Here is a 25,126-nt window from a genome sequence, read left to right as displayed (position 1 = left end):
TCAATTTCAATTATTTTCCCATCTTAGTCTAATTAGACTATGAAGTCAATTTTTAGAATCTTGCTTATTTTTTAAATTGTTGATTTTCAGACGCATACGATCGGACTAAACAGGTTGATCGATTACTATAAAAAGTCCGACTCGCAAAAACAGCCTTTCGTTTTGAAAGGCTGTTTCTCAAAGATTTATTTTAAAATGGCCGCGACTTCGCCACTTTGTTTTTCGCCAGTTTGAACGATTACCTGCTTGTCCTTCAATTCTGGTAAAACAATAATGATGACATTGTCTTTTCCTTTTTCTGCAAGGACGGCTAAATCAACCTGGACTAAAGGATCACCAATTTTGATCTTTTGTCCTTCTATTAGATTAGACTGAAACCCTTCACCATTTAATTCAACGGTATCAATACCAATATGAAGTAGCATTTCTTGTCCATCATCGGTTTCAAGAGCTACCGCGTGTAGCGTAGGAAAGATGGATTTTACCCGACCATTGATAGGTGAGTTGATTTGTCCGGCTGTTGGTTTGACCGCGAAACCTTCCCCCATCATCTTCTGACTAAAGACAGGATCATTAACCTCTGTTATTTCAATAACATTTCCAGAGACGGGCGCATGAAGTTCAACTTTTTTATTAAATAGACCAAACATATTCTTTCTCCTTTCTATTTGTGCAAGATGAGTTACATTTTACTTAGTGAAAAGGGAGAACCTTTCTTTAACCATTCTTAGTGTATAATACATAGGAAAGGGCTTTATTATTTTTATATGAGGTGTACAAATGGATTTAGAATTAGTAACTAAGGGAAAACAACTCTCTGATAATGATCAGACGATCTTAACTTATTTAGTCACACATATTAATGAACTGGAAGGTGTTTCTTTAAGAAAAATTGCCGGAACACTCTATACGTCTCCAGCAACCATCGTGCGATTGGCACAAAAATTAGATTTTTCTGGTTATTTAGAGTTGTTTTATTTCCTCAAAAATCAATACCAGCCGCAAAATCAATTGGTAGAAGCCACGGTGGATATTTCGATTCCTACAGAAAAAATAGCGCCGTCTATCCACACTATGAAAAATATCTATCAAGACAATCAGGAAAAATTTATCACGATTTACGCTACTGGTTTTTCCAGTATCATCGCTGAATACCTTTACAAAAAATTATTGGTGAATGGGATCAAAACCCTCTTTGTAAATGCTGCTGATTCAGCTGGCATCATTAATAATAACGCTGATAATATCAGTATGTTGATCGTCATTTCAAAATCCGGCGAAACTCAAAAGGTGATTGAAAAGATGCAGTTTTCTAAAGAACGCCAAATTCCAACTATCTTGTTCACCGGCAACAGCCAATCGCGAGCGACTGAAGCCGCCAGCATTATTTTTGAAGTCAACGATGAACGTCCGGTCGATAGTCAAAATGTTACTTATAATAGCTTTTTTGGAAAACTATTACTGCTAATGGAGTATATTGTCCAAGAATTTACGCAAAAAACTCAATCAAAATAATGCTCCGCTAAATGTTGGTACGCTGCTTGTTGCAGGGAATCAGGGAAAAAGACTTGCTGCTGTTCTTTCTTCACTAGTTCCGGTTGTTCCAACAAATAATACAAGCCAAAGATCGGCTCATTTTCTGGCGCATAATAGCAGGCGGTGCCAAAAACAGTTGCCGCTAGTTGAGCCAACGCCGGTGTTTGGAAAAATCCTCCGCTGACTGATAAGTCTTCATTTTTAGCGACTAATTGGACTAAGCGGCGAATGTTTAGAAGTACGCCTTCAATCACGCTTCGTAAAAGGTCACTTCTGGTATGTTGCAAGGTCAAATCATAAAAGCCGCCTTTAATCTCGTTGTCCCAATAAGGTGCTCGTTCCCCATTCAGATAAGGCCAAAAGCGTAGACCATTGCTTCCTATTTTGGTTTCCATCAACAAGTTGGGGACTGACGCATAAAAATCAAGTGGATCTATGGCCAGTTGCTGAGCTGCCCAAGCAAGGATAATCCCACCATTATTTGAAGGTGCTCCACTAACCTTCAGCTCGCTATTTAAGTAATAACAGAAATTTTGCTTGTCGGCGTCTAACTGATTGTCCGTAGTAATTTGTCGAACAGCTCCACTCGTACCGATAGTCAAGCTGGCTCTGCGCCCGGTAGCATAATAACTAGCATAGGCCGCTAACGTTCCATCACTCGCCCCAATGACCACCTGTAGCTCCGAAGAAAAGCCGAATAATTCTGCGACACTTGGCAGTAGCGCAAAAGTCTGATTCGTGTCTACCAAACGGGCTAATTGCCCTTCATGCATCCCCAAATAAGTCAAAATTTCATGACTCCATTGTTTTTCCCTTAAATCAAACAGTCCGGTAGCGGAAGCCGTGCTATAGTCGATCACGGTTTCTCCGGTAAAGTACTTCATTAAGACTTCCTTTAAGCCAGACCAATGGAGCTCTGCCGGGTATTTTTCAGCTTGTTGAAAATACAACAATTTCCCAAAGGGCGACATGGCATGGATCGGCGTTCCCGTCAGCTGATAAAAATGTTTGGCTGTGGTTTTTTTTACTTGCTTAAATTGCTCGATTACTCCTGCTGCCTGAAGATCCGACCAAATAAAAATTTGTTCACTATCGTCCTCCGGCATCAGACTATGCATCGCCGTACTAATACCAAGTTTCGTGATTCGCCGCCGTAATTCAAGGGGGATCGTCATGAGCCCCTCCTGCAAAACAGCAAGTATCTGGTTTGCATCCTGGTATTTGACGATTTCATTACCAGACGTTTCTATTGGGTGGTCATTCGTATAAAGCAGCTGATTTTCTTCGATGACTCCTAATTTAATTGCGGTAGTTCCAACATCGATTCCTAAAAATACTGACAAGCTCATTCATCCTTTACAAAGGCGTGTCCGCCAAACTGATTGCGCAATAATGCGACAAGTTTCTCACTTATCTTATCACAATCCTCCGAAGCAAAGCGCGTCATAAGTGATTGAGTAATGACTGGCAGATTCACTTTTAACCGTAAGGCTTCCTCTACTGTCCATTTTCCTTCTCCTGATGAAGGAATGACTCCGGCAATCTCTGTTAGGTCCAATTCTTCTTGATATAAATTTCCCATTAATTCCATCAGCCATGAGCGGATGACCGATCCATGATTGAATACCTGCGCGACCTCAGCCATTTCATAATCGTACGGGCTGTGATGTAGTAAATTAAAGCCCTCAGCAATAGCTTGCATCATCCCATATTCAATTCCATTGTGAACCATCTTCAAATAATGGCCACTGCCAGCTTCACCACAGTACATATAACCTTTATCTACACAGATATCTGAAAATAACGACTGCAGCTGATCAAAGACTTGAGGCGATCCGCCAATCATCATACAAGCTCCTGCTTTTGCTCCAGCGACCCCGCCAGAAGTTCCAACATCAATAAAATCGATGCCGCGTGCTTGGCAGAAAGAATAATTAGTTACACTATCTTGATAATGTGAATTTCCGGCATCGATTACGATATCCTCTTCATGAAGCTGTTGGGCAATTTGTCTTACCATATCATTGGTTAATTTTCCGGCTGGTAGCATCAACCATACAATCTTTTGCTGAGAACCAGCTGCCAACAACTCTGTCAGGTCAGAATAAAAGGTCCCGCCCAAATCAGTTAATTTTTCCGCAAGCTTGAGGTCAACATCAAATCCGCGGACTTGATGTTGATGACTCAATAAATTTTCCGCGATTCCTATTCCCATTTTACCTAAGCCAACCATTGCAATTTCCATCTGATTCCTCCTACTGTCTTTAGAAAAAGAGATTGCAGCATCAGCTTATTTCATCCACTGTGCTGCAACCCATTTTATTAATGTAATTCCGGCCAAGCGTCGCCGTTTTCGCTAATCAAGTCGTCTAATAATTCTTTCGCCACTTGTGCGCTAGGTACCGTTTTAGATAAAGTCAATGCTTGCCACATTTTTTGATAGCTGTTTTCTACATAAGCTTCGACCACTAATTTTTCCACTGTGACTTGTTGGAACATCAACGCTTGTTGGAACGCTGGAATTTGTCCTTGTGCCAATGCTTCCGGACCGTCTGTTCCTACAATACATGGTACCTCTACCATCGCATCATCAGGAAAATTGGCAATTGCTCCGTTGTTTTCTACGATCATGACCATCCGTTCATGGGTATTAAAGGCAATTGCCCGAGCTAGATCTACGATAAAGGTCGCATGAGCGTCGATATCAAATGCGATTCCTTCTGCTGAACCATTCTCAATGATTTGACGAGCATGATAGAAAACGTGTTTTTCGCGCCCTTCCATGACTTCATTTGCCCGGGTAAACTCGGGATGATCTTTCATATGTTCAAACACATAGTCTGGGTATAAATAATATTTTAAATACGTATTCGGTAGATATTCAGGCGTTACCGCTAAAATATCTTTCGCCTTTTTATGGGTTTCTTGCCAGCTTGGATCAGTATGTTGCGTATCAACTTCGATTTGCGTTAAGTAGCCATGTTCAGAGACATAATCGCGAATTTGCTCAATGTATTCATGCCCTTCACGATCTTTGACACTGGTCCACCAGCCAAAGTGATTCAAACCGAAATAGCGAACTTCCAATTCTTCCGGTTTTTTTCCAACGATTTGCGACATTCGCCGCAACGTTCCGACAGGCATATCACAAATATTCAAGACCTTTGAGTCTGGACGTAAAACACGACAAGCTTCTGCTACGATTGCTGCTGGGTTGGAATAATTCAGCATCCAGCAGTCTGGCGAGTATTTTTCCATATAATCGATAATCTCTAGCATTCCTGTGATACTGCGCATCCCATAGGCAATCCCACCAGGTCCGCAAGTTTCTTGCCCGAAGACCCCGTGACGAAGTGGAACCTTCTCGTCTTTTTCACGCATCGCATACTTGCCGACACGAATATGTGCCATACAAAAATCAACCTCACTAAAAGCTGTTTCTGGATCTGTCGTATATAGAAACTCAATATCGGGCGCTTGTTCTTTGAGTAAAATTTCTAATGCTTCTCCTAGTATTCCCTGACGGTCTCCATCATTGTCGTATAATTTCAATGTTTTTAAAGGAAAACGCTCCAAGTTGTCTAACATCATCATTACAATACCAGGGGTAAAGGTACTACCACCACCGGCAATTACTACTGAAAATTTCTTCATAACTATTCGTCTCCTCCACTATCTCTGCCTAAATATTTTTCTAATCGTTCTCGTACTTGGGGAACGGTCAAGCCATAGACCACATGGACATTCTCCCCATTACTAATGACACCTTTGGCTTGCGTTTGATTTTTTAATAATCCTTCGTTGACTAACGCTGGGTCGGCCAATTTCAGGCGTAAACGAGTATAACAATTATCAATCGTTTTAATATTTTCTGCTCCGCCTAAGCCTTCCACGATCACGCCTGAAACTTGATCATCCGAAGCATTCGTTGCCATTACGCCATCTGCAGGAGCCTGAGCTTTTTTATCGTTGTATTCCTTTTTAGAATACAGCTTCGTTTCTTGATCTTCATCTTCTCTTCCAACTGTCTTAAAGTTGAATTTGACGATTAAAAATCGGAACACGAAATAATAAATAAAGAAGAAAGCGACTCCTACTAATAAATAGATCGGCCAGCGAGTTTTCTCTGTTCCTAGTGGGATATTGTACAGTAGGAAATCGATAAAACCATTGGGGCCAATTGCTCGTGAACCAAAAATATTTAACGCTACCATGCTGAGACCGCTTAATGCGGAATGGATCACGAATAGTGCCGGTGCCACGAACATAAACGAAAATTCAATTGGCTCTGTAACTCCTGCAACAAACGAAGTGACTACTGCCGGAATCAAGATTGCTTTAACCTTGAACTTATTCTCTGGTTTAGCGGTTTGATACATTGCCAAGCAAGCACCAATTAAACCAAACATTTTGGAGATCCCTCGCGCGTCCCAAATGACACTCTGAGATAAAACGCGGACTGCAGGATCAGCGATTTCAGCAAAGTAAATATTCCGCGCGCCTTCAAATACTTGACCGCCAACCTCTGCAACACCACCAAGAGAAGTATATAAAAATGGTGTATAAATCAAATGGTGCAAGCCAGTTGGGATTAGCAGACGCTCTAGTGAACCGTATAAGAAAATCCCGAAATTGCCGGTCTTTTGAATCACGCCGCCTAAACCATCGATCCCTTGCTGAACGACTGGCCAAACAAACGATAAAATAATTGCTGCCAATACTAATACAGGAATCAAAACAATAAAGACAAATCTTGCGCCGCCATAAACTTGGAAGGCATTATTAAACGTCGTATCGATAAACCGATTGTGGATCAACGCAACTACTAATCCCAAAATGATCCCTAGAAAAACACCCATATCAAGGACTTGAACGCCTAAAACCAGTGCTTGACCTGAGCCTTGTAATTGATCCGGAGCAACTAGCATTCCTCTTAGCTCCATAAATTTATTCATTGCATATAAGAAAACTAAATAGCCTAATAATGCCGTAAACGCAGCCTCAGCTTTTTTCTTATTCGCAAGTCCTAAGGCAATCCCCACACAGAAAATCACTCCGAGGTTGGTTAAAACCGGCAACAAAGCTGCTGATAAAATGCTTCCAAAACCCATCGTGATTGGATTATCTAAAAAGCCAAACATTTCAATCAGCCGCGGGTTCGTAAAAACATTTCCAATCGCAATCAAAATCCCGGCGATCGGCAAGATCAAAACGGGAACAAACATCGCTTTTGAAAATTTTTGCATGCTATCCATGATTTTCGCTTTCATCTTTCTTCTCTCCTTCTTTTATGATGTGTTCAGTATACGGTCACGAAATAAAAAAATATATAGTCACCGCTTACAACTCAACCTGTTTCACGATTTGAAACAGGTTTCATCCACAAAAAGCTCCGTGACAATCATCTGTCACAGAGCTTTTTTAACTAAATAGAGACTGTGCCAGATTTGACTTTTGGCACAGTCTCTAGTATTAGTATTCTTCCTATTCCTCTCGCCACTTCGCCATGTATTCTCTGGCTGTCTCCGTGACTTTTTCGTAATCTTGATCGGCGACTCCCTTAAATAAATTACCGCCAACGCCAACCATTAAAGCACCCGCTTGCTTCCAAACCAATAAATTAGCTAAATTGATCCCACCCGTAGGCATCAGATTGATCTGAGGCAAAGGTGCTTGAACGGACTTAATGAATTGCGGATCAAAATTATTCGCTGGGAAAAGCTTGACGACTTCCGCTCCACTGATCATTGCCCGCTGCATCTCCGTGATAGTCATACAGCCGGGAAGATAGGGAACTTGGTATAAGTTGCATAGTTCGGCCGTTGCTTGATCAAAACTAGGGCTGACGACAAATTCCGCTCCAGCCATAATCGCCAGCCGAGCGGTCACGGCATCTAAAACGGTCCCAGCTCCAACTACTACAGCTTGGTCAGCTTGATAGATTTCCTTTAACTTGGCAATCACTTGATCCGCATTTGGAACCGAAAAAGTCACTTCGAGGCCATGAATGCCCCCTGCAACTACCGCTTTGGCAGCTTCCAGGGCGCTCGCAGTATTGTTTTCTCGCACAACCGCTACCACGCCAGCTGCTTCTAACCGAGCAAGAATTTGGCTTTTCTTCATTTTGATCGCCTACTCTACATTCACGTGTTCATGTAGTGCCTCTTCGTTAGAGGTTTGATCACGTTTCGCTAGTTTTAATGTTAATGCGTCAAGAGTGATATGCACGGTTTGATCGAACAGCGTTGATAATAACTGAACGGATTTGATGCCTGCACCGGTTTTCGTTGCACCGGGAACGACGATTACTTGATCAGCCAATTGCGCCAAAGGAGATTCTGGATCACTCGTTAATGCGACGATATCCAATCCCAATTTTTTAGCGGCTTCTGTATCATTCACGATTCCTTTGGTTGTACCAGAACCTGAGATTGCTACCCACGTATCGCCTTTTTGAATCGATGGTGTGATCGTTTCCCCCATCACATAATCCGTATAGCCAATGTGCATCAAGCGCATTGCAAAACCTTTTGCCTGAAAACCGCTGCGGCCTGCGCCGATCACGAAAATCCGTTTATTTTTTTGAAATAATGGCAATGCTTGATCCAATTGCTTTTCATCCACCAAGTCCATGACTTGATTGATTTCTGCCATGATTGTTTTAATTGTTTCCATTGTGAATAGCCTCCATAAACTCTTTTACTGCTGCCACGGGATCGGCTGCTTTAGCAATTTTTGAACCAACGATCACCACTTCAAGTAAATCCTGCGCGGCTAATTTTTGAACTTGTGGTAAATCGATCCCACCAGCGACCGCTAACCGTTTAATCGTTGGAAATTTCTGATGAAAATCTGCCACGCTGCCGACAGCATCCAGCTTGTCTTCACGATCAATCGAATGATGCAGTGCATAGATTGCTTCAGGAAAATCACTGATAGCGGCAATCTTTTCATCACTGACTTCTAACAGGTCGATCATCATGGTCTTGTTTTCTTTTTGTGCTACTTCATAGCAAGCTTGAAGGGTGGCATGCGAGGCCGCCCCCATGACCGTGACGATATCTCCGCCATGATGAAAGGCTTGATTAAATTCATAGGCGCCTTCATCGATCGTTTTACTATCGACTAATAAACTGGTTTGTGATAATTCTCCTCGCAGTCTGCGAATGGCTTCATTCCCGTAATCTTTCACTAATGAGGTACCCATTTCTAAGATATCGGTTTTACCATCTAATTGTTTCGCCAATCGGGCAGCATCTTCTAATGATACCCGATCGATCGCTGTTTGTAACTTCATTATTTCACCTTCTGATTTTTTAAAAATGCTTCAAGTTCTGTTGGTGTTGGATAGCCATCGTTATCGCCAGGTGATTGTACGGCCATTGCACCAATCGCATTCGCACGGATTACCGCGTCTTTCAAGTCTTTACCTTCAATTAAAGCGGTCACTAATCCGACTGCAAAGCCATCCCCTGCACCCACGGTATCAACTACTTTCGCGACTTTAAAACCAGGAACGGTAAAGCTCGTGCCATCTTTTTGCTTCACATAAGCCCCTTCTGTTCCAAGTTTAACAATGACTGTTTGTGTCGCTTCGCCGTTGTTCAAATAGAAATCAGCGATTGCTTCTGGTTCGCGACTGCCCATCAAAATTTCACCTTCATTGATCCCTGGCAAAACGATTTCTACATGAGAGGCAAGGTCGTTAATTGTTTCTACCATCTCAGCTTCGCTGTCCCATAATTGGGGGCGTAGATTTGGATCAAAAGTTGTACGAATCTTGTGTTCTTCCAATAATTGGATCAAATAACGGAAAGCTGTCTGTGCTTCTTTCGAGATTGCTGGGAAAATCCCGGATAGATGCGCCATTTTCACATCAGAAAAATCAATTTTGTCTAAAACTTCCTTTTCAAAATGAGCGGCAGCCGAACCTTTACGGAAATAGAAAATGCTTGGATCGCCTTCACTTACTCTATCCTTTAATTGGAAAGCTGTCCAAAAATCTGACGTTTCCGAAATATAATCAGTGCCGATTTTATTTTCGTGCAGGCGGTCAATAATAAATTCGCCAAATGGATCTTTTCCGACTTGCGTAATATATTCACTGCTATGACCTAAGCGAGAGACACCGACAGCGACATTGACTTCTGCTCCTGCTAAAAATTTTTGAAAATGAAGTGCGTCCTTCAATGACTTGTCGACTTCCTCTGATCCAAATAATGCAATCGGTTCACCAATTGTTAAAAATTCACTCATCTTAATTTCCTCTTTTCTTTTATAGTAAAATATATGCTGCAATTAAGTTCAAGACTGTTGCTCCCCAAGCCCATGGTAGGCCGGTAAGTAGAAATGTTTTCGTATCTAGGCCGGCGTATTGAACTGACCATAAATTCCATGATTGTGTGATACAAGCTGAAACGCCCATCATAGATGGTACTACTAATAAGCCATATAAGAAGTATTGATCGAACATGCCTGTGCCGACTAGAATCGCGGCCGTTGCGGCACCCGCGCCATAAAGCATCAATGGTCCACGGAAATAAGACAGCGGTGCAACAATCGCTACAATAATGATCAACGCTAATTTATTATCTGGAATTACTTGTTGGAAGACACTAGTAAAGCCTGACATTGCATGAACAGCGGCTGATTGAAACATCGTTAAGACGAACAACATAATCAGCAAGCCAGCAATATCACTAATCGCATGTTTCGCTGTTTCATTCATCATAGTGACAAATCTTGAATATTTCTTCATATTGCCAGTTGCTGCAAACGCGATAATGGTTGAAAGTAACAACGCAGGAACAGCATCCCACTTAGCAAAAATACTCAAAGCTACCGGCATTACGGGTAAAACATACGTCCACATTGGAACTTCCACGATTTCTGCCTCAGAGTCACTTTCAATAATCTCAGGCGTACCATTACGAATTTTCTTAGCATTGAATAAGATAAAGATAACTAAAATCACCATTTGAATACCCATCGCAACAAAGCCAAAACGTTGATAATGCGGACCCCAAGCGACTTTCGGGAAGAAAACTTGGAATTGAACAAAAAGAACATTGTTCACGTACATTGCAGCCCCGATCGCGATTGTAAAGACTGACACCGCAATGTTTCTAGGTACACCAATCGAAAACATGATTGGAAAAAGAATTACACCAACCGCAATCGCCGAACCAACCCCATATGAGCTAGTAAAAATTAGAGCGATTACAAAAGCAATCAAGATCGTTGCCAAGACCGGACTTTTCTTACCGACCTTTTCTGTTCTGCGGCTAATACTCCCGGCGATCCCAGTATCGACTAATACTCGACCAAACCAAGACCCGAAAATAATATAGGCAGCTGTTTTCCCATAATTTAAAACTGGTTCAGTAAAAATTTCTTTGACCGCTGTGTTGAAAGGCACCAATCCAATCGCTGTCCATAAGACAGCCATAACGAAGAATCCAACCGTTAAATTACCACCCTTCATGGCATAGATAACGAAAATAATAAAGGTTACTGCTAATAAAATGCCTGTTATTGCGCCCCCCATAAGTAGCGCCTCCTAATATTTATTTAGTTCACTTAAAATGCGTTGGTAGTTTGATGCTGGTTTCTTATGATTTTCTATAAAGAAGTCATTTTCTAAGTGATTGAATTTTTGAATCATATAATACGCTGTCAGATAGGCGGCTAACGCTTCTTTTGCCGCACCTTCCATATTCTCTGTGTCGATCTCAGGACGATTAATCGTTTCCATAAAATGATAAGCAAATTTCTCAGCGTCAATCTTAGTATGTTGCTCTGTCATTACCGTTCCTCCTAGTCTTTTATCAGCGACTGTCTAATCAATCGCTTCTTCTAAAAGTTTCTTCGCTTCAAGAATTTCTGCATTTGAGGTTGTTGGATATTCAATCGCGATTGGACGATTCTTCGGTAAAATCGTCAAACCCTTACGCCAATCGATTTCGCCATGGTCAAGTCCAGCGGCCTTTGGCTGATCATTTTCATAGCCAACATCCTTCATATGGATATATTGAACATAGTCTGTCAATGCTTCAGCGGCTTTCATTTCGTCTTCACCAACGAAGCGCCAGTTTCCTAAGTCATAAACATAACCAATGGCTAAGCTCGCGTCTTTAATCGCTTTCATATACGTTTGAATAGCAGCGATCGTTCCTGATGTTTGGGTTTGATCATTTTCAATTGTAATTGCCACACCGCTTTCAATAAGCGTTTTCAATTCATCCTCATGTAAATCCCCTTCAAATGCACCAATGTTCCATTTGATATGTTTTACACCCATTTGTTCTGCTTCTGCTAAATAGTTTTTCAATTTCGGATTAATCTTTCCATCTACATAAACTTCATCTGGAACACTATAAAACAATTCAAGCTTCAAACGTTCAGCCTCTGCTTTGATAACAGGCATCTCTTTTTCAAGATCCTTAAAATATTCACGACGTATTTCAACAGATTGAAAACCTAAATCAGCAATTTCGGGTAATAATTCACTCTGCAATGCACCATTTTCCACTTTTTCAGCAAAAACTAAAAAATTAAGCACTAAACGATTGTCTTTCATAAAACCCATCCTCTCAATTTGTTAACCGGTTTCTATAGATGTATAGTAAACCGGTTAACGAAAAATGTCAACGGTTTCATGATTAAAAAACATTTCTTCAATTACAAAAAAGAGCGGCATCATTTAGAAATCGGTTTCCAAACGATACTACTCTATAAAATTTATTTTAAAAATAACGAATATTTACACCGATTTACGCCAACGAATTGCAGATGGTACGATAATTTCCCCCACCGGTTGTTTGTCCTTCAACAACTCCAGCAAATGTGTTGCCGCTCTTTTTCCAATTTTTCTCGATGGCTGCTCCACGCTGGTGATTCCCGGACCCACTAACTCCGTCAAATTCCAATCATCAAAACCGGTGATTCCAATTTCTGCTGGAATGGAGATATTTTTATGAATCAAAATCGTCAAACTCTCCATTAACACCCGTCCGTTAGAAGCAAACAATAATTTCTTGTTTGGCTGCTGCAAGATTTCTTCGATTTTTCCAGTCATCTCATCTTCATCGTTAACTTCGATTAAGTGACACTTTTTTTGCGATTTAAGGACCGTCTCCTGCACCGTTCGATAGCGATCTTCCCGAGTACTGACATCCTTAACCGGCTCACTAACGACAAAAACATGTTCATACCCTCTTTCCAAGGCTTTTTCAATCACTTCTTTGGTGGCAGCGATATTATTGGTGATCACTGATGTCCAGCGTTCAGGCTCTGTTTGCCGATCCACTAAAAGCAACGGAATATTGTGTTCGGCGATAAATTCATAATTACTCGATTGCCGAGATGACGGCTGTAAAATAATCCCTTCCACACTTTGATCAATCAGTTTTTGCAACAATTCTTTTTCAAGACTAACTGAATTCGCCGCATCCATAATAATCATTTGATAGCCGCTTTTTTCCAGTACCGATCCAATCCCTTTTAAAAGCAACGAAGAGTACATATTTGAAATATCGGCTACCACCACACCGATCAGATAGCTGTGCTTAGATTTTAACGCTTGCGCCTGCTTACTTGGCCGGTAGCCCAAGCGCTCAATCACGTCAGCAATCCGAGCCTTCGTTTCCTTCGACATATTTCCGTAATTATTATTCAGAAAACGCGAAATCGTTGTTTTAGAAACACCCGCTTCTTCAGCGACTTCTTTGATGGTAATTTTTTTCATTTTGTCTTCCCCAACTGTCTTTTTTTTTATTATTGTATCGAACTTTCCTACGATTGAAAAGCAGCCAGGCACCCGGCTGCTTTTTTTCACAATTATTCATCCGTCTTTTCCAATAGATCATCCATACTTAATTGGATCGCATGATCCACTAAGACGGGATTTCTTCTTCGATAAGGAAATGCGGCACCTTCAAAAAGGGTAAAGAGCTGATCGTCACTAACGGTTATTTGTTCGATATAGGGCGGCGTATCAACCTTGAATTCCGCATCCTTAATCGAGAAATAGCGATCAACTTTATCTAAGTTAAAAAAGTAAATCTTTCCAGAACGTTCTGGGCCCCAAGATTGGGACATCAACAGATAATCTTTATAAAAGGCAATCCCTTGAACCATCGCCAACGTTTTCCAAGCACCAATGGAGCGGGCAAATTGCGGTGGTGCTACAGGCAGCTGTGTTGCCTTGTTTGGCTGACCAGCATCAAAGCTAGAGACCTTTTCCTGTGAGGTAGTCGTCAACTCCCCTTGATCATTCAAACGATAAGTACTCATACGCCCATATTCATCTAAAGTGAAATAACCTACCACTAATACACCTGAAGTATAAGTCAAGGCAGAAGCGCGGGCGATATTGTTCAAAGAAATCTGCTGATGATAAGTTACTACTCGCTGATCTTCCAACTGATAGTCTTCCATCACTTTTAAATCAATCGACGCCAAGCCGGCATATAGTCCATCCGTCGTCACCCAGACACGCTGATGCTTCGGATCATATGCGATTCCGCCAAGATGCGGATGCCCAGGTAAAACCACTGTTTTTAAATAACGGTGCGTTTGCCGATCCAGCATATAGATTACCGAATGGTTCTGATGATCATGACTATAGGCTGAGATCAATACATATTTGTCCGTCAAAGCAATGCCCTGTGGCGTCATGGTTTGACTCTTCGCTATTTTACCTGTTGCCAGACTAAGCGTTGCTGCTTCATACAATCCCGGAATCTTATACATCCCAAAATCCTCGACAGCCGCTTTATCAGCAAACGCTGCATGATAAAATCGGTCATAGGGCTCTACGATCTTTTTCTGCTGCGCATCCGTCAGCCCATACTCTGATGCCGCCACAGACCCAGGAGAAGAAAATAAAAGACCTAAAACAACTAGACCGCCAGCAACCCATTTTCGATACAACTTGAACACCTCCACAAGCACAAACATCTCTCTACTAAAAACATAGCAGATATAGGCCAGAACAACAATTAAAGCGATGCGATAAAATAAAAACGAGCTTCCTATGAATATAGACACTCATTATTCTACATACAAATCAATTTTTTTAATAAATTTAATATGTCGTTCTTAAGATGAAGCCCGGATCCATTACGATCTTTTTTCAATTATCCTCTTCGTAACCATTATATTAGGTAAGGTAAAATAGACACTCTAATGCCTTCTAAAGTTCTGACCGAGATGGTCATATTGATTCTATTTTTTCTAAAATAATTTTGGACACAGTTAATAAAATTTTAATGCTAATATCGATTATATCATGATTGTATAATTATTCTGGAACTAGAAATAATAAACTTCAAACACCTTTTTCATTAGAAAAACCTTTTATTTGTTGGAAATGATTGGATTAGCCGATTGATTATACAGCTAGCAACCTAAAATGCACCATTTTATTAATTGCTTCACATCGTTTGTTAGATTTTTCAAAGAGATCCTTTTTGCTTGGTTTGCAGGGTCAAGACTAAACAACAAGAGAACAGAAAAACGTACAGCAAAATTCAAACTGAACTTTGCTATACGCCCACGTGCATTACAAGACTCATTTTTTATGACTAACACTATTTTCACAAATCCGCATTTTGTGCGAAATAAGTTAAACTAAATCGATCTGGAACGAACCGGCTTTGAGTATATTCAAAGAGCCTCCCCATGTCATTAAAAACAAGATTCTCCATGACACCTACACAATTGTTCGTTCCAAGATCTAGATACTCCATATCTTTCTCATCAGCTTTCGTCACTAAAAAACGACGCTTTGCTGCGGCGATATGGACATCTTGATCCTTTAAGTATTGATAGATTGACTTTTCCGCGATAGATTTAGTCAGAATAGGGACTTGATCAAAACGAAAATAGCTGATATCTAGCATCAAAGGATCACCATTTAAGATTCTGAGTCTTTCAACTTGATACAAGATCTCACCTGTAGTAAAAGGGACCTTCCCCTGTAATTTTTCATCTATGATGATTTTTTTTAAGCACAAGACTTTTGTCTCTGTTTCCATTTGATTCGCCTGTTCGATCGCTTCTAAACCATTAAATCCGCCAGCATCAAAGTCCCAGCGATCATCAGCAATAGTTTCTAAAATAAGGACTCCACGGCCCTTGACACTGTAGACCAGGCCTTCTTCTTTTAGCATCAGAATCGCGCGACGAATCGTGTTGCGACTAGTGTTGAATTCTTGCGTCAATACGCTCTCCGTCGGCAGCATTTCCTCATACTCACCATTTTTAATACGTTCTTTTAATTTCATATATATAGGATAAAACTTTGCTCCAGCCATATTGTAATCGATCCTTTCCAGTAACGACTCGATATTTCTAATTCTACTGGATTAGCCGATAATAAACAATCATATTTCCACTTTGATAGCTGAGTCGATTAACGGCTTCAGCACATTGAATACGGCGGTCCCAATTACAACAGCTCCATCCGGTGAAAAATGAAGGTGATCGCCACAATCATATAGGCCTTGTAAAGAAGCTACATCATCAGTTTGTTCGATTCGTGCTGCGATATCGATACAATGTGGGTATGAACGAATAAAATCATTAACTGTAGAACGAATAGCTTCTTTTATCGGATTCCAGGAACTAATCTCACGATTGACAGCACCTTTGAAAGGAGTAATAGTCATTGGTACAAATAGGATTCCTCTTTCAGAACAAACTTCCGATAGTTTTTTGATTGCCTTGATCAAAGCATCAGCAGTAGGTAATTCATTTTCTGGACACCCCGCACCCGGATGGAACAAATCGTTAATCCCGATCATAGAGACCACCAGTTGCGGACTCTTTTCTAGAACATCTACCTTAAAGCGTTCGACTCCTGCTGGGCCAAAACTTTCGTTCCATTCAGATTCCGAATTTCCTGCTAAGAGCAGACGGTTACCAGAGATGCCCGCGTTAAAGGTAGTAACTTCATTTGGATATTCCTCATAAAGCATCGTAGCAACTTGATTACTGAAATAACCTTGGTTGGTTAAAGAGTCTCCGAAAAATCCGATGGTCATTTTAGATGAAGTCTCCGCTTGAATCGTCGTTATTCCAAAATAAAAATTTTGTTGGATATCATCTTCATAATCTAGTACTTCTACTAAATGATGGTCTAGAGAACTCGCTAAAGTATTGATCGTTCCTTTTTGATTGTGCACCGTGATTTCTACGTAAAGCGGTTTGCCTGCATGGATAGGAAATGAAACCGTATCTGTCCAAATTTTACTGAAAGCGGGGATATTGAAAGTTGCCATACCCTCACTAGTTACTGTGACTGCTTGCTCAAAATGAGCATTACCACTAATCCGTAAACTATCGACAATCAAAGGCTGTTCATCATATTGATTCGTCATCTCAAGGCGTAATTGATCACCTTCCGTATTATGTAAAAAGCATAAACGCTGTGGTTTGTCTAAGTTATAGTTAAGATTATGATAGTTTGAAAAAACTTGTTGCCATACTATTTGTTCCATACGTTTCACCTTCATATCATTTTTAGAAAAAGATCTGAGATGCAAGTCTACTTGCAACCCAGATCCGATTTTTTTACTCGACTACAGTCTGTGTTGCTACATCAACTTCTGATTTTTCTTTCTTTGCGAATTTACCATAAGCAAAAGTTGAAGCGAAAGATAGTATAAAAGCTATACCCATAACTAAATAATGCTTTGCCCAAAATTGTGCTGGAATGATTGTGAATGACAAAGGACCACTTGGACCTAATGAAATGGCATAAACTTTGAACATCATTATAAGTGCTCCAGCAACACCAGCGCTCAGAATCGAACAAATGAAAGGATATTTAGCAGGAATCGTGACACCAAACATAGAAGGCTCAGTTACCCCTAATAAAGAAGATGTTCCTGCAGATATAGCAATACCACGTTTTTGCTTAGAGCGTGTCAACAATGCCATAGCGAAATCCGCGCCTGCTTCCGCAACGCATACGATCGTAATGATTGATAACATAAAGCTTTGTTGAGTTTGAGCGATCAATTGGATATTGACTGCAATAAAAGCGTGATGCATACCAGTCACAACCAACGGTTCCCATAAAAGGCCAAACAAGAAGCCAGCAATGATCGGGCTAAAATTAAATAAACTCATGATTCCATTTGTAATTACTGTTGCCACTTGGTTCATAAATGGTCCAATCGCTAAGAAAGTCAAGAAAGCCGTAACAACGATCGCCACTGGGGCCACCACGATTAATTGCAAAGTATCTGGAACGATTTTCTTCAATTTTTTTTCTAGGAAAACTAATACCCATGATGCTACTAGAGGAGGCAATACTGAATTTTGATAGCCTAACTGCATTACTTTAAGACCAAAGATATGCCAGTATTCCGGTTTTACATCTCCATTTATAACAGAAGACATTTGCGAACCGGGTAACAATTGGGCATTGATCAAAACTAAACCTAAGAACACGCCCAACATTGGATTGCCACCAAAGCGTTTGACCGCCGACCAAGCAACTAAAACTGGAATATAAGTGAATGCCGTGTTCGCTATCATTATAATCATATCAGCCAGTCCTTGAATCTGAGGATGTTGTGCAACTAAAGATTCAGATCCAAAAATACCAGCTGAAGTCAAAATATTTCCAATTCCAAGCAGTATACCAGCTCCTACAATCGCTGGTAAGATTGGAATAAAAATATCGGAGAACGTTTTCAATCCTCGTTGGAAAATATTTTTCTTTGATGCTTCAATTGCTTTTAACTCTGCTGCATCCGCTTGTTGAATCCCAGTTTGCTTTTCTACTTCATCGAATACCTTATCAACTGTTCCGGTACCAATAACAACTTGGTATTGTCCATTAGAATGAAAAGCCCCTTTCACTAAGGGTATCTCTTTGACCGCTTTTTCGTCGATAGCTTTTTCATCTTTGACAACGAAACGCAAACGAGTCACACAATGGGTCAACATTTTGATATTTTCCTTGCCGCCAACATGATCTACAATCTCTTTGGCAACATCACTATACTTATCCGCCATTTTTCTTACCTCCCAAAATGTATAAACAACTTTTATTATTTGTTCAAACAGATAATAATGCCCTTTCATTGCTTTGTCAACAGTTTTGTTGAAAACTTTTTTTATTTTTTTCTTGTTAAAAATCGGAGATAAATATCCTCTTATTGAGAACGTCCTACTATCTATGTATTCATACTATTTCAATTATTTGTTCAGACAAATAATTGATTTCTAGAATATACTGTGTTACTATGCAAACGAATACAGTTAGAAATTTATTTACAAAATTATTAACTAAGCTTGCTAATTTACATGTACATTAATTCTTAGAAGCTATAGGAGGCTTTTGCTATGACAAGTTATCAAGCAGTTTTGAATTCTTTAACTGAGAATAGCGTTGAAGAAACAAATGACGGCTTGACTAAAATCATCAAACCCATCAACTCCAAGATCTTTTCGGGTGAATACAGTCCATTAATTTTTCCCGCGCTGGAAGAAAAATATCAAAAGGTGCGCACAATCGACAAAAATTTGGAAAAACTCCGTACTGGAAATAACGTAGTCGGTACAATCGACTTCCCTGGCGATAATGTATCAACTACTACCAAAATTATCGAGTACTTAGAAAGAAAAGTCTCGGTTGAAATCCTTACTCCGCGACAATTAGAAGTAGACGCCGTTTTAATCTACTTTCACGGAGGTTCATTTTATGGAGGAACGCCGGCAGATGTTCATGATTTTTTAAAGGCGATCGCACAAAAAAGCGGCCGACAAATTATTAGTGTCGACTACAGTTTAGCACCAGAACACCCATTTCCGTCTGGAATCTGGGATGGCGCTGCGGTCATACTTTATTATCAGCAAAAACTGCAACGAACAGTCGCGATTGCGGGTGATTCAGCCGGCGGAAACATTGCTCTAGGAGCTTCATACCTTTGCCATGAGATGGGCGCCCCTGCCATAGAAGCACAAATCTTACTTTATCCTGTGCTTACATTTGATTTACATGCTCAAGATTTGTGGAATGTCAACGCATACCCAGTTATTCCTGTTCAAAAAAATATCCGAGACAATCTATTTGAACGTACGTTAAGTTTAAGCATTATCATGAAAGAGTACTATCTGCAACATGACGAAAAAATTGACGCACCTCTGACCTCCCCATTGGCAATGAATGAAATCGGTTTTATGCCAAGAACTCTATTTTTAGTCGGAGAATATGATTTCTTTCGTCAAGCAAACGAAGTATTTGCAAAAAAACTTGTGAAAGCAGCTGTTCCTGTCAGCTTTCTTCAATACAGCGGTATGATTCATGCCTTTGCACCTTTAATCGGCATCTTGCCTCAATCAGAAGACGTTGTTAACGAGATCAGCAGTTTTTTACGTATTTAAATAATAACCTTAAGGAGAATGATTATGCAAATTGCTACTATGCAACAATTTAGTCTTTTTGATCGCTTTAAAAAGAAAGAACCAAAAGTACAAATTTCCGATAAAAAAAATATTAGTACTCTAGAAACGCTTTACGCTCCAGTTGCGGGTAAAGTCAAACCAATTATTGAGGTTAGTGATCCTGTCTTCTCTCAAAGAATGATGGGAGACGGTTTCGCGGTGACTCCGATAGCTAATCAAATTTATTCGCCTATTAATGGGAAAATCATTAGTATTTTCGATACAAAACATGCAATCGGTATCGAGACAACTTCTGGTTTGGAGGTCTTGATTCACATGGGGTTAGATACCGTTGAATTAAACGGAAAACCTTTTAACGTTTACGTTAATGTTGGAGATATAGTCACTCCCACTACCATGATCGCAGAGATGGATATCAAAGCTGTAGTAGATGCTAAAAAAGAGACAGATGTTTTGATCGTCGTCACAAATATGGACGAAGTCGCTGACGTTACCTTAAATGCAGACGGTCTTGTCGTTGCAGAGACTCCTGTCGCACTCGTAACCATGAAGGAACTTAAAAATAGAAAATAAGATTTCCTTGTTGAATTCTATAATTTTTAGTGCTGGTAGAAAAATCCTATCGATTTTCTTCCAGCACATTTTTTACGTTTGAATAGAAAAGAGAAGCTCGAATTAATAAATAATATCGTGTCTCAAAAGAGCTCTGACAAGGAGCTGCATGATTAAAAAAAATCATAAATAAAGTTCTTTTTATAAATCTACTTTTGCAACAAAGAAATAAGCTTCTCTCTTTTCTAAGCCTAATGGTTCTTTCAATTTGATATTTGCCAATATAATCTTACGAATACAAAAGAAGGTTATAAAAAAACGAGCCTCCCAAAATAGGAAACTCGTTAAAGTCTGTTTGAACAGTCCTTTTATTTTTCTTCTGCGTTTGCGTCTTTGAGACCGTATTTTTTGTTGAAACGATCGACACGTCCATCGGCTTGCGTGAATTTTTGACGTCCAGTGTAGAATGGATGAGAGTCTGAAGTTACTTCGACACGGATTACAGGGTAAGTGTTTCCGTCTTCCCATTCAACTGTTTCTTGTGAAGATTTAGTAGAACCTGACAAGAATTTGAAACCTGTCGTTGAGTCCATAAAGACAACTGGATGATATTCTGGGTGAATTCCTTGTTTCATAGTTTTTTTCGCTCCTTTGCCCTGAATCATTTGCTGGTTCAGAGTTATTTTTGCAATTCGCAACATGAATATACTATCATGAATGATTCGACAATGCAATTATCTTTTTTGATTTCGTCGGGGTGATTTTCCGCCGAAGGAAACGTCTTTGAAGGCCTTGAAAACTCCTTCGTTGTTTTTTGATTTCTTTAGGAAATTTATGAACTGTGACGTGTATTCTAATGAGTCGCCTGTCATGTTGTTCCGCAGTTTGAAGATTTCTTCTAAACGATCCGGACTCATTAACAGTTCTTCTTTCCGTGTGCCGGATTTCTTGATATCGATTGCTGGGAAGATGCGGCGCTCAGATAATTCACGAGATAATTGTAATTCTAAGTTTCCAGTTCCCTTAAATTCTTCGTAAATCACATCGTCCATTCGGCTGCCGGTATCAACTAAGGCAGTGGCTAAAATCGTCAGACTGCCGCCTTCTTCAATATTTCGAGCGGCACCAAAGAATTTCTTTGGTTTGTATAATGCGGCTGGATCAATCCCACCACTTAATGTCCGTCCGCTTGGAGGCACCACTAAGTTATACGCCCGCGCTAGACGGGTGATACTATCCATTAGGATCACCACATCGCGTTTGTCTTCGACTAGTCGCATCGCTCGTTCCAAGACTAACTCAGACACACGGGTATGATTTTGTGGCTGCTGGTCAAAGGTGGAATACACCACATCGCCTTTGACACTGCGCTCTAAATCCGTCACTTCCTCTGGCCGTTCATCGATCAAAAGTACGATCAATTCGACTTCCGGATAATTATCGGTAATGCCGTTGGCGATTTCCTTTAAGATCGTCGTTTTTCCTGCTTTAGGTGGCGCGACAATCAATCCCCGTTGACCAAAGCCGACTGGTGAAAAGATATCAATCATCCGAGTAGATAACCGGCCTGGTGTCGTTTCCAATACCAACTGTTTGTCTGGATAAAGTGCGGTTAACGCTGGAAAGTGTGGACGCTCTTTGGCTTCTTCTGGATCTTTGCCATTGACACTTTCCACGTGCATTAAGCCGTAATAACGTTCCGATTCTTTTGGCGGACGTGCTTTTCCAGCAACTTTGTCCCCATTCCGTAACCCAAAGCGGCGAATCTGTGAAGATGAAATATAAATATCCTCGGCGCTTGAACCATAGTTAATCGGACGTAAAAAGCCGTAGCCGTCTTGACCGACGATATCCAAGACCCCTTCCATATAGAAGAAGCCTTGTTTTTCAGCTTGTGCTCGAATAACGGCCAAAGACAATTCTTTTTTATTCATTTGACTGTAGTATGGGATTTTGAAATCCTTGGCAAATGCGTAAATTTCTTTCAGCGTCTTATTTTCAAGCTCCGCCATAGTTAAATAATCGCTCATTATTCCGCCTCTTCCTCGTCGATCATTTCGATAGTAGCACCAAGAGCCGTCAGTTTCTCAATAATGTGGTCATAACCACGTAAAATGTATTCTACATTATAGATCGTTGTTGTGCCTTCTGCCATTAGACCAGCAATCACTAAACAAGCCCCCGCACGTAAATCAGAAGCTACAACTTCCGCTCCATGCAACTTGCTTGGTCCATTTAAGACGATCAGGTTGCCTTCTACCCGAGCATCAGCCCCCATACGAACCAACTCAGGGATGTGGTTCACGCGTTTAGAATAAATCGTATCAATGACTTCCGCCGTCCCTTGCGCCTTTAATAATAAAGGAGTTATTGGCTGCTGCAAATCCGTCGCAAAGCCGGGATAAGGCGAAGTAGTCACATCGACTGTCTTTAAATTCTTCGAAGGCAGAACATCAATACTGTCTTCAGAGATATTCATTTCCACACCGATTTCTTCCAATTTAGCGATAAAACTTTCGATATGTTCATAAATCACATTATGAACCGTCACGCCTTCCCCCATCGCTGCAGCTAACGCTAAATACGTTCCGGCTTCAATCCGGTCAGGAATGATTGAATGAACGCAGCCATGTAATTCCTCTACGCCTTCAATCCGAATCTCATCGGTACCAGCGCCACGAATTTTCGCCCCCATATTATTTAATAAAGTGGCGACATCAATAATTTCTGGTTCTTTTGCGGCATTTTCAATAATCGTTTTGCCTTTTGCTTTAACCGCTGCTAGCATTACGTTAATGGTCGCCCCAATCGACACCACATCCATAAAGATGCGATCGCCTTTCAAACCTTCGTCATCGGTTCGTAGATAAATCACGCCATGTTCGTTAGACACGTCAGCGCCTAGGCTTTCAAAGCCTTTAATATGCAAATCAATCGGACGAGGACCTAAGAAACAGCCTCCTGGTAAACCTACGACAGCTTCACCAAATTTTCCGACTAACGCCCCCATGAAATAATAGGAAGCTCGTAGTGAATTGATTTTTCCACTTGGCATCGGGATCGACACCACATTACTTGGATCGATGACCATTCGATTATTAGAGAACGTCACCTTAGCCCCCATGATCTCTAAAATCTCGATCAAGGAATGAACGTCTTGAATATCGGGAACGCCTTCTAAAGTCACCGGCGAATCCGCCATGATTGCTGCTGGGATCAATGCGACTGCGCTGTTTTTCGCGCCGCTAATTGTAATATTACCTGATAATGGCTTTCCGCCATGAATTTCGATTTTTTTCATTTATTTTCACCTAATTAATTATTTTGAAGTTTATAGACCATTAATTATTTTAGCATAGATTCGCTAGTATAAAAAGGAAGCATTCTTAAAACTATGTATAAATAAAACGGGCTCGCGAACTTGCCTAATTTTTAAACGATAAAACGAAGATTTTTGCTCATCACCAAAACAGTCCTCTCGTAAAGCCCGCTAGCAAAACATGATAGTTCTCACGTAAAAAAAAGAAGCATACCAATCGAAATTGGTACACTTCTCGAATGCCTTAATTGATTAAGCTTTGTTAGCTGAACCGAACCAGTCGATATGTTCTTCAGCATCTTTAACGATTGCAGCAACACCAGGTGCCAACAATTTACGAGGGTCAAAGCCTTTTCCTTCTTTATCTTTGCCAGCTTCGATATATTCACGAGTTGCTTTAGCAAATGATAATTGGAATTCAGTGTTAACGTTGACTTTAGAAACACCCATTGAGATTGCTTTTTGGATTTGTTCTTTAGGAATACCAGAACCGCCGTGTAATACTAATGGTACTTCATGTCCAACAGCATCTGCGATTTCTTGTAAGTGGTCAAATGCAAGGCCTTTCCAGTTTTCAGGGTAAACGCCGTGGATGTTACCAATACCACATGCTAAGTAATCAATACCTGTAGCAACCATTTGTTTACATTCTTCAACGTCAGCTAATTCGCCTAAGCCGATGATTCCGTCTTCTTCGCCGCCGATTGAACCAACTTCACATTCTACAGAGATACCTTTAGCGTGAGCTTTTTCAACAACGTCTTTAGCTAATTTCAAGTTTTCTTCGAATGGTAAATGAGAACCATCAAACATGATTGAAGTATAGCCAACTTCGATACATTCTAAAGCAGCTTCGTAGTCACCGTGGTCTAAGTGAATAGCAACTGGTACAGTGATACCCATTGAATCAACTAAGTTACAGATAATGTCTTTAGCAACTTTGTATCCACCCATGTATTTTGCAGCGCCCATTGATGTTTGAATTAGAACTGGTGCTTTTTTAGCTTCTGCAGCTTTTAAAATCGCTTGAGTCCATTCTAAGTTGTTCGTGTTGAATCCACCTACTGCATATCCGCCTTGACGTGCAGCTTTTAAGAACTCTGCTCCTGATACTACTGGCATAAAAAATTCCTCCTAAGATTTTCTTTTTTACTATTTGGTTAAGCGATGCTTAACTAACGTGTTAATTCTATCAAAGTTTCGACATCTTTGCTACTGCAAACCATTCGATAAAACCTTTACATTTCAACTTTTTTGGTTTTATTTACTGCTATTGCAAGAAGTAAAGCATTTTTC

General features: G+C 40.4%; 24 protein-coding genes. 3 read left to right on the top strand and 21 right to left on the bottom strand.

All coding sequences use genetic code 11. From position 1 onward, the window contains the following. Nucleotides 1–185: 185 nt before the first annotated feature. On the bottom strand, nt 186–650 hold the full coding sequence (locus tag IGI54_RS04575) for a PTS sugar transporter subunit IIA (protein ID WP_216428765.1): 465 nt from the start codon (nt 648–650) through the stop codon (nt 186–188). Between the two features lie 130 nt (nt 651–780). Here IGI54_RS04575 and IGI54_RS04570 point away from each other — a divergent pair, with 130 nt between their 5' ends. After that, nucleotides 781–1,515 carry a MurR/RpiR family transcriptional regulator gene (locus IGI54_RS04570; protein WP_311899314.1) on the top strand — a complete coding sequence of 245 codons (735 nt, stop codon included), beginning with the start codon at nt 781–783 and terminating at the stop codon, nt 1,513–1,515. Here the strand turns inward: IGI54_RS04570 and IGI54_RS04565 are convergent. The 16 genes from IGI54_RS04565 to IGI54_RS04490 form a co-directional block, all read right to left on the bottom strand. Next, entirely contained in the window at nt 1,503–2,885 is a 1,383-nt protein-coding gene (locus IGI54_RS04565; protein ID WP_430621276.1) for a gluconokinase, read from the bottom strand. The two genes, IGI54_RS04570 and IGI54_RS04565, sit on opposite strands and share 13 nt — an antisense overlap. Continuing rightward, nucleotides 2,882–3,781, bottom strand: coding sequence for a phosphogluconate dehydrogenase (NAD(+)-dependent, decarboxylating) (gnd, locus tag IGI54_RS04560; RefSeq protein ID WP_430621275.1), 900 nt, complete (start codon nt 3,779–3,781; stop codon nt 2,882–2,884). Before gnd ends, IGI54_RS04565 begins: the two co-directional genes overlap by 4 nt. A 77-nt stretch (nt 3,782–3,858) precedes the next feature. Continuing rightward, complete coding sequence (locus tag IGI54_RS04555) at nt 3,859–5,190, bottom strand: 6-phospho-alpha-glucosidase (protein WP_430621274.1); 1,332 nt, start codon at nt 5,188–5,190, stop codon at nt 3,859–3,861. A gap of 2 nt (nt 5,191–5,192) precedes the next feature. Further along, entirely contained in the window at nt 5,193–6,806 is a 1,614-nt protein-coding gene (locus IGI54_RS04550; RefSeq protein ID WP_216428756.1) for a PTS transporter subunit EIIC, read from the bottom strand. A 214-nt stretch (nt 6,807–7,020) separates the two neighbouring features. Further along, nucleotides 7,021–7,659, bottom strand: coding sequence for a bifunctional 2-keto-4-hydroxyglutarate aldolase/2-keto-3-deoxy-6-phosphogluconate aldolase (locus IGI54_RS04545; RefSeq protein ID WP_430621273.1), 639 nt, complete (start codon nt 7,657–7,659; stop codon nt 7,021–7,023). A 9-nt stretch (nt 7,660–7,668) separates the two neighbouring features. After that, nucleotides 7,669–8,211 (bottom strand): 6-phospho-3-hexuloisomerase, encoded by a 543-nt coding sequence (gene hxlB, locus IGI54_RS04540; RefSeq protein ID WP_071861131.1) that lies wholly within the window; start codon nt 8,209–8,211, stop codon nt 7,669–7,671. Then, nucleotides 8,198–8,833: an orotidine 5'-phosphate decarboxylase / HUMPS family protein gene (locus IGI54_RS04535; protein ID WP_216428744.1), complete on the bottom strand. Its 636-nt coding sequence runs from the start codon at nt 8,831–8,833 to the stop codon at nt 8,198–8,200. The genes hxlB and IGI54_RS04535 overlap by 14 nt, the downstream gene beginning before the upstream one ends. Further along, entirely contained in the window at nt 8,833–9,792 is a 960-nt protein-coding gene (locus IGI54_RS04530) for a sugar kinase (RefSeq protein ID WP_430621272.1), read from the bottom strand. Before IGI54_RS04530 ends, IGI54_RS04535 begins: the two co-directional genes overlap by 1 nt. A gap of 19 nt (nt 9,793–9,811) precedes the next feature. Next, nucleotides 9,812–11,083: a gluconate:proton symporter gene (locus IGI54_RS04525; RefSeq protein ID WP_430621271.1), complete on the bottom strand. Its 1,272-nt coding sequence runs from the start codon at nt 11,081–11,083 to the stop codon at nt 9,812–9,814. Nucleotides 11,084–11,095: 12 nt separating this feature from the next. Continuing rightward, complete coding sequence (locus IGI54_RS04520; protein ID WP_430621270.1) at nt 11,096–11,341, bottom strand: hypothetical protein; 246 nt, start codon at nt 11,339–11,341, stop codon at nt 11,096–11,098. 33 nt (nt 11,342–11,374) lie between these two features. After that, nucleotides 11,375–12,115 (bottom strand): sugar phosphate isomerase/epimerase family protein, encoded by a 741-nt coding sequence (locus IGI54_RS04515; RefSeq protein WP_430621269.1) that lies wholly within the window; start codon nt 12,113–12,115, stop codon nt 11,375–11,377. Nucleotides 12,116–12,298: 183 nt separating this feature from the next. Beyond that, nucleotides 12,299–13,282, bottom strand: a complete 984-nt coding sequence (locus IGI54_RS04510) for a LacI family DNA-binding transcriptional regulator (protein ID WP_430621268.1) — start codon at nt 13,280–13,282, stop codon at nt 12,299–12,301. Nucleotides 13,283–13,374: 92 nt separating this feature from the next. Continuing rightward, a complete protein-coding gene (locus IGI54_RS04505; protein ID WP_430621267.1) occupies nt 13,375–14,469 on the bottom strand; it encodes a YncE family protein in 1,095 nt (364 codons plus the stop codon). A 665-nt stretch (nt 14,470–15,134) separates the two neighbouring features. Next, a complete protein-coding gene (locus IGI54_RS04500; RefSeq protein WP_379971617.1) occupies nt 15,135–15,824 on the bottom strand; it encodes a GntR family transcriptional regulator in 690 nt (229 codons plus the stop codon). 99 nt (nt 15,825–15,923) lie between these two features. Beyond that, nucleotides 15,924–17,039 (bottom strand): SGNH/GDSL hydrolase family protein, encoded by a 1,116-nt coding sequence (locus tag IGI54_RS04495; protein ID WP_430621266.1) that lies wholly within the window; start codon nt 17,037–17,039, stop codon nt 15,924–15,926. Between the two features lie 73 nt (nt 17,040–17,112). Beyond that, nucleotides 17,113–18,567 (bottom strand): PTS transporter subunit EIIC, encoded by a 1,455-nt coding sequence (locus IGI54_RS04490; protein ID WP_071861122.1) that lies wholly within the window; start codon nt 18,565–18,567, stop codon nt 17,113–17,115. 330 nt (nt 18,568–18,897) lie between these two features. Between IGI54_RS04490 and IGI54_RS04485 the strand changes: the two genes are divergently transcribed. Both IGI54_RS04485 and IGI54_RS04480 read left to right on the top strand, forming a co-directional pair. After that, nucleotides 18,898–19,938 (top strand): alpha/beta hydrolase, encoded by a 1,041-nt coding sequence (locus IGI54_RS04485; protein WP_430621265.1) that lies wholly within the window; start codon nt 18,898–18,900, stop codon nt 19,936–19,938. Between the two features lie 24 nt (nt 19,939–19,962). After that, nucleotides 19,963–20,532 (top strand): PTS sugar transporter subunit IIA, encoded by a 570-nt coding sequence (locus IGI54_RS04480; protein ID WP_430621264.1) that lies wholly within the window; start codon nt 19,963–19,965, stop codon nt 20,530–20,532. Nucleotides 20,533–20,879: 347 nt separating this feature from the next. Here the strand turns inward: IGI54_RS04480 and IGI54_RS04475 are convergent, their stop codons facing one another. The 4 genes from IGI54_RS04475 to IGI54_RS04460 all read right to left on the bottom strand — a co-directional run bounded on the left by IGI54_RS04475 (nt 20,880) and on the right by IGI54_RS04460 (nt 24,952). Then, nucleotides 20,880–21,146: a type B 50S ribosomal protein L31 gene (locus IGI54_RS04475; protein ID WP_071861118.1), complete on the bottom strand. Its 267-nt coding sequence runs from the start codon at nt 21,144–21,146 to the stop codon at nt 20,880–20,882. 99 nt (nt 21,147–21,245) lie between these two features. After that, nucleotides 21,246–22,541, bottom strand: a complete 1,296-nt coding sequence (gene rho, locus IGI54_RS04470; RefSeq protein WP_071861117.1) for a transcription termination factor Rho — start codon at nt 22,539–22,541, stop codon at nt 21,246–21,248. Continuing rightward, nucleotides 22,541–23,812: a UDP-N-acetylglucosamine 1-carboxyvinyltransferase gene (locus tag IGI54_RS04465; protein WP_430621263.1), complete on the bottom strand. Its 1,272-nt coding sequence runs from the start codon at nt 23,810–23,812 to the stop codon at nt 22,541–22,543. The genes rho and IGI54_RS04465 overlap by 1 nt, the downstream gene beginning before the upstream one ends. 270 nt (nt 23,813–24,082) lie before the next feature. After that, nucleotides 24,083–24,952: a class II fructose-bisphosphate aldolase gene (locus tag IGI54_RS04460; protein WP_071861115.1), complete on the bottom strand. Its 870-nt coding sequence runs from the start codon at nt 24,950–24,952 to the stop codon at nt 24,083–24,085. Nucleotides 24,953–25,126: the final 174 nt, after the last annotated feature.

Source organism: Enterococcus sp. DIV0800, assembly GCF_050559735.1.
Classification (GTDB): domain Bacteria; phylum Bacillota; class Bacilli; order Lactobacillales; family Enterococcaceae; genus Enterococcus_A; species Enterococcus_A devriesei.
Note: the sequence above shows the minus strand (reverse complement) of the source record. Positions and strands in the feature narration are given on the sequence as shown.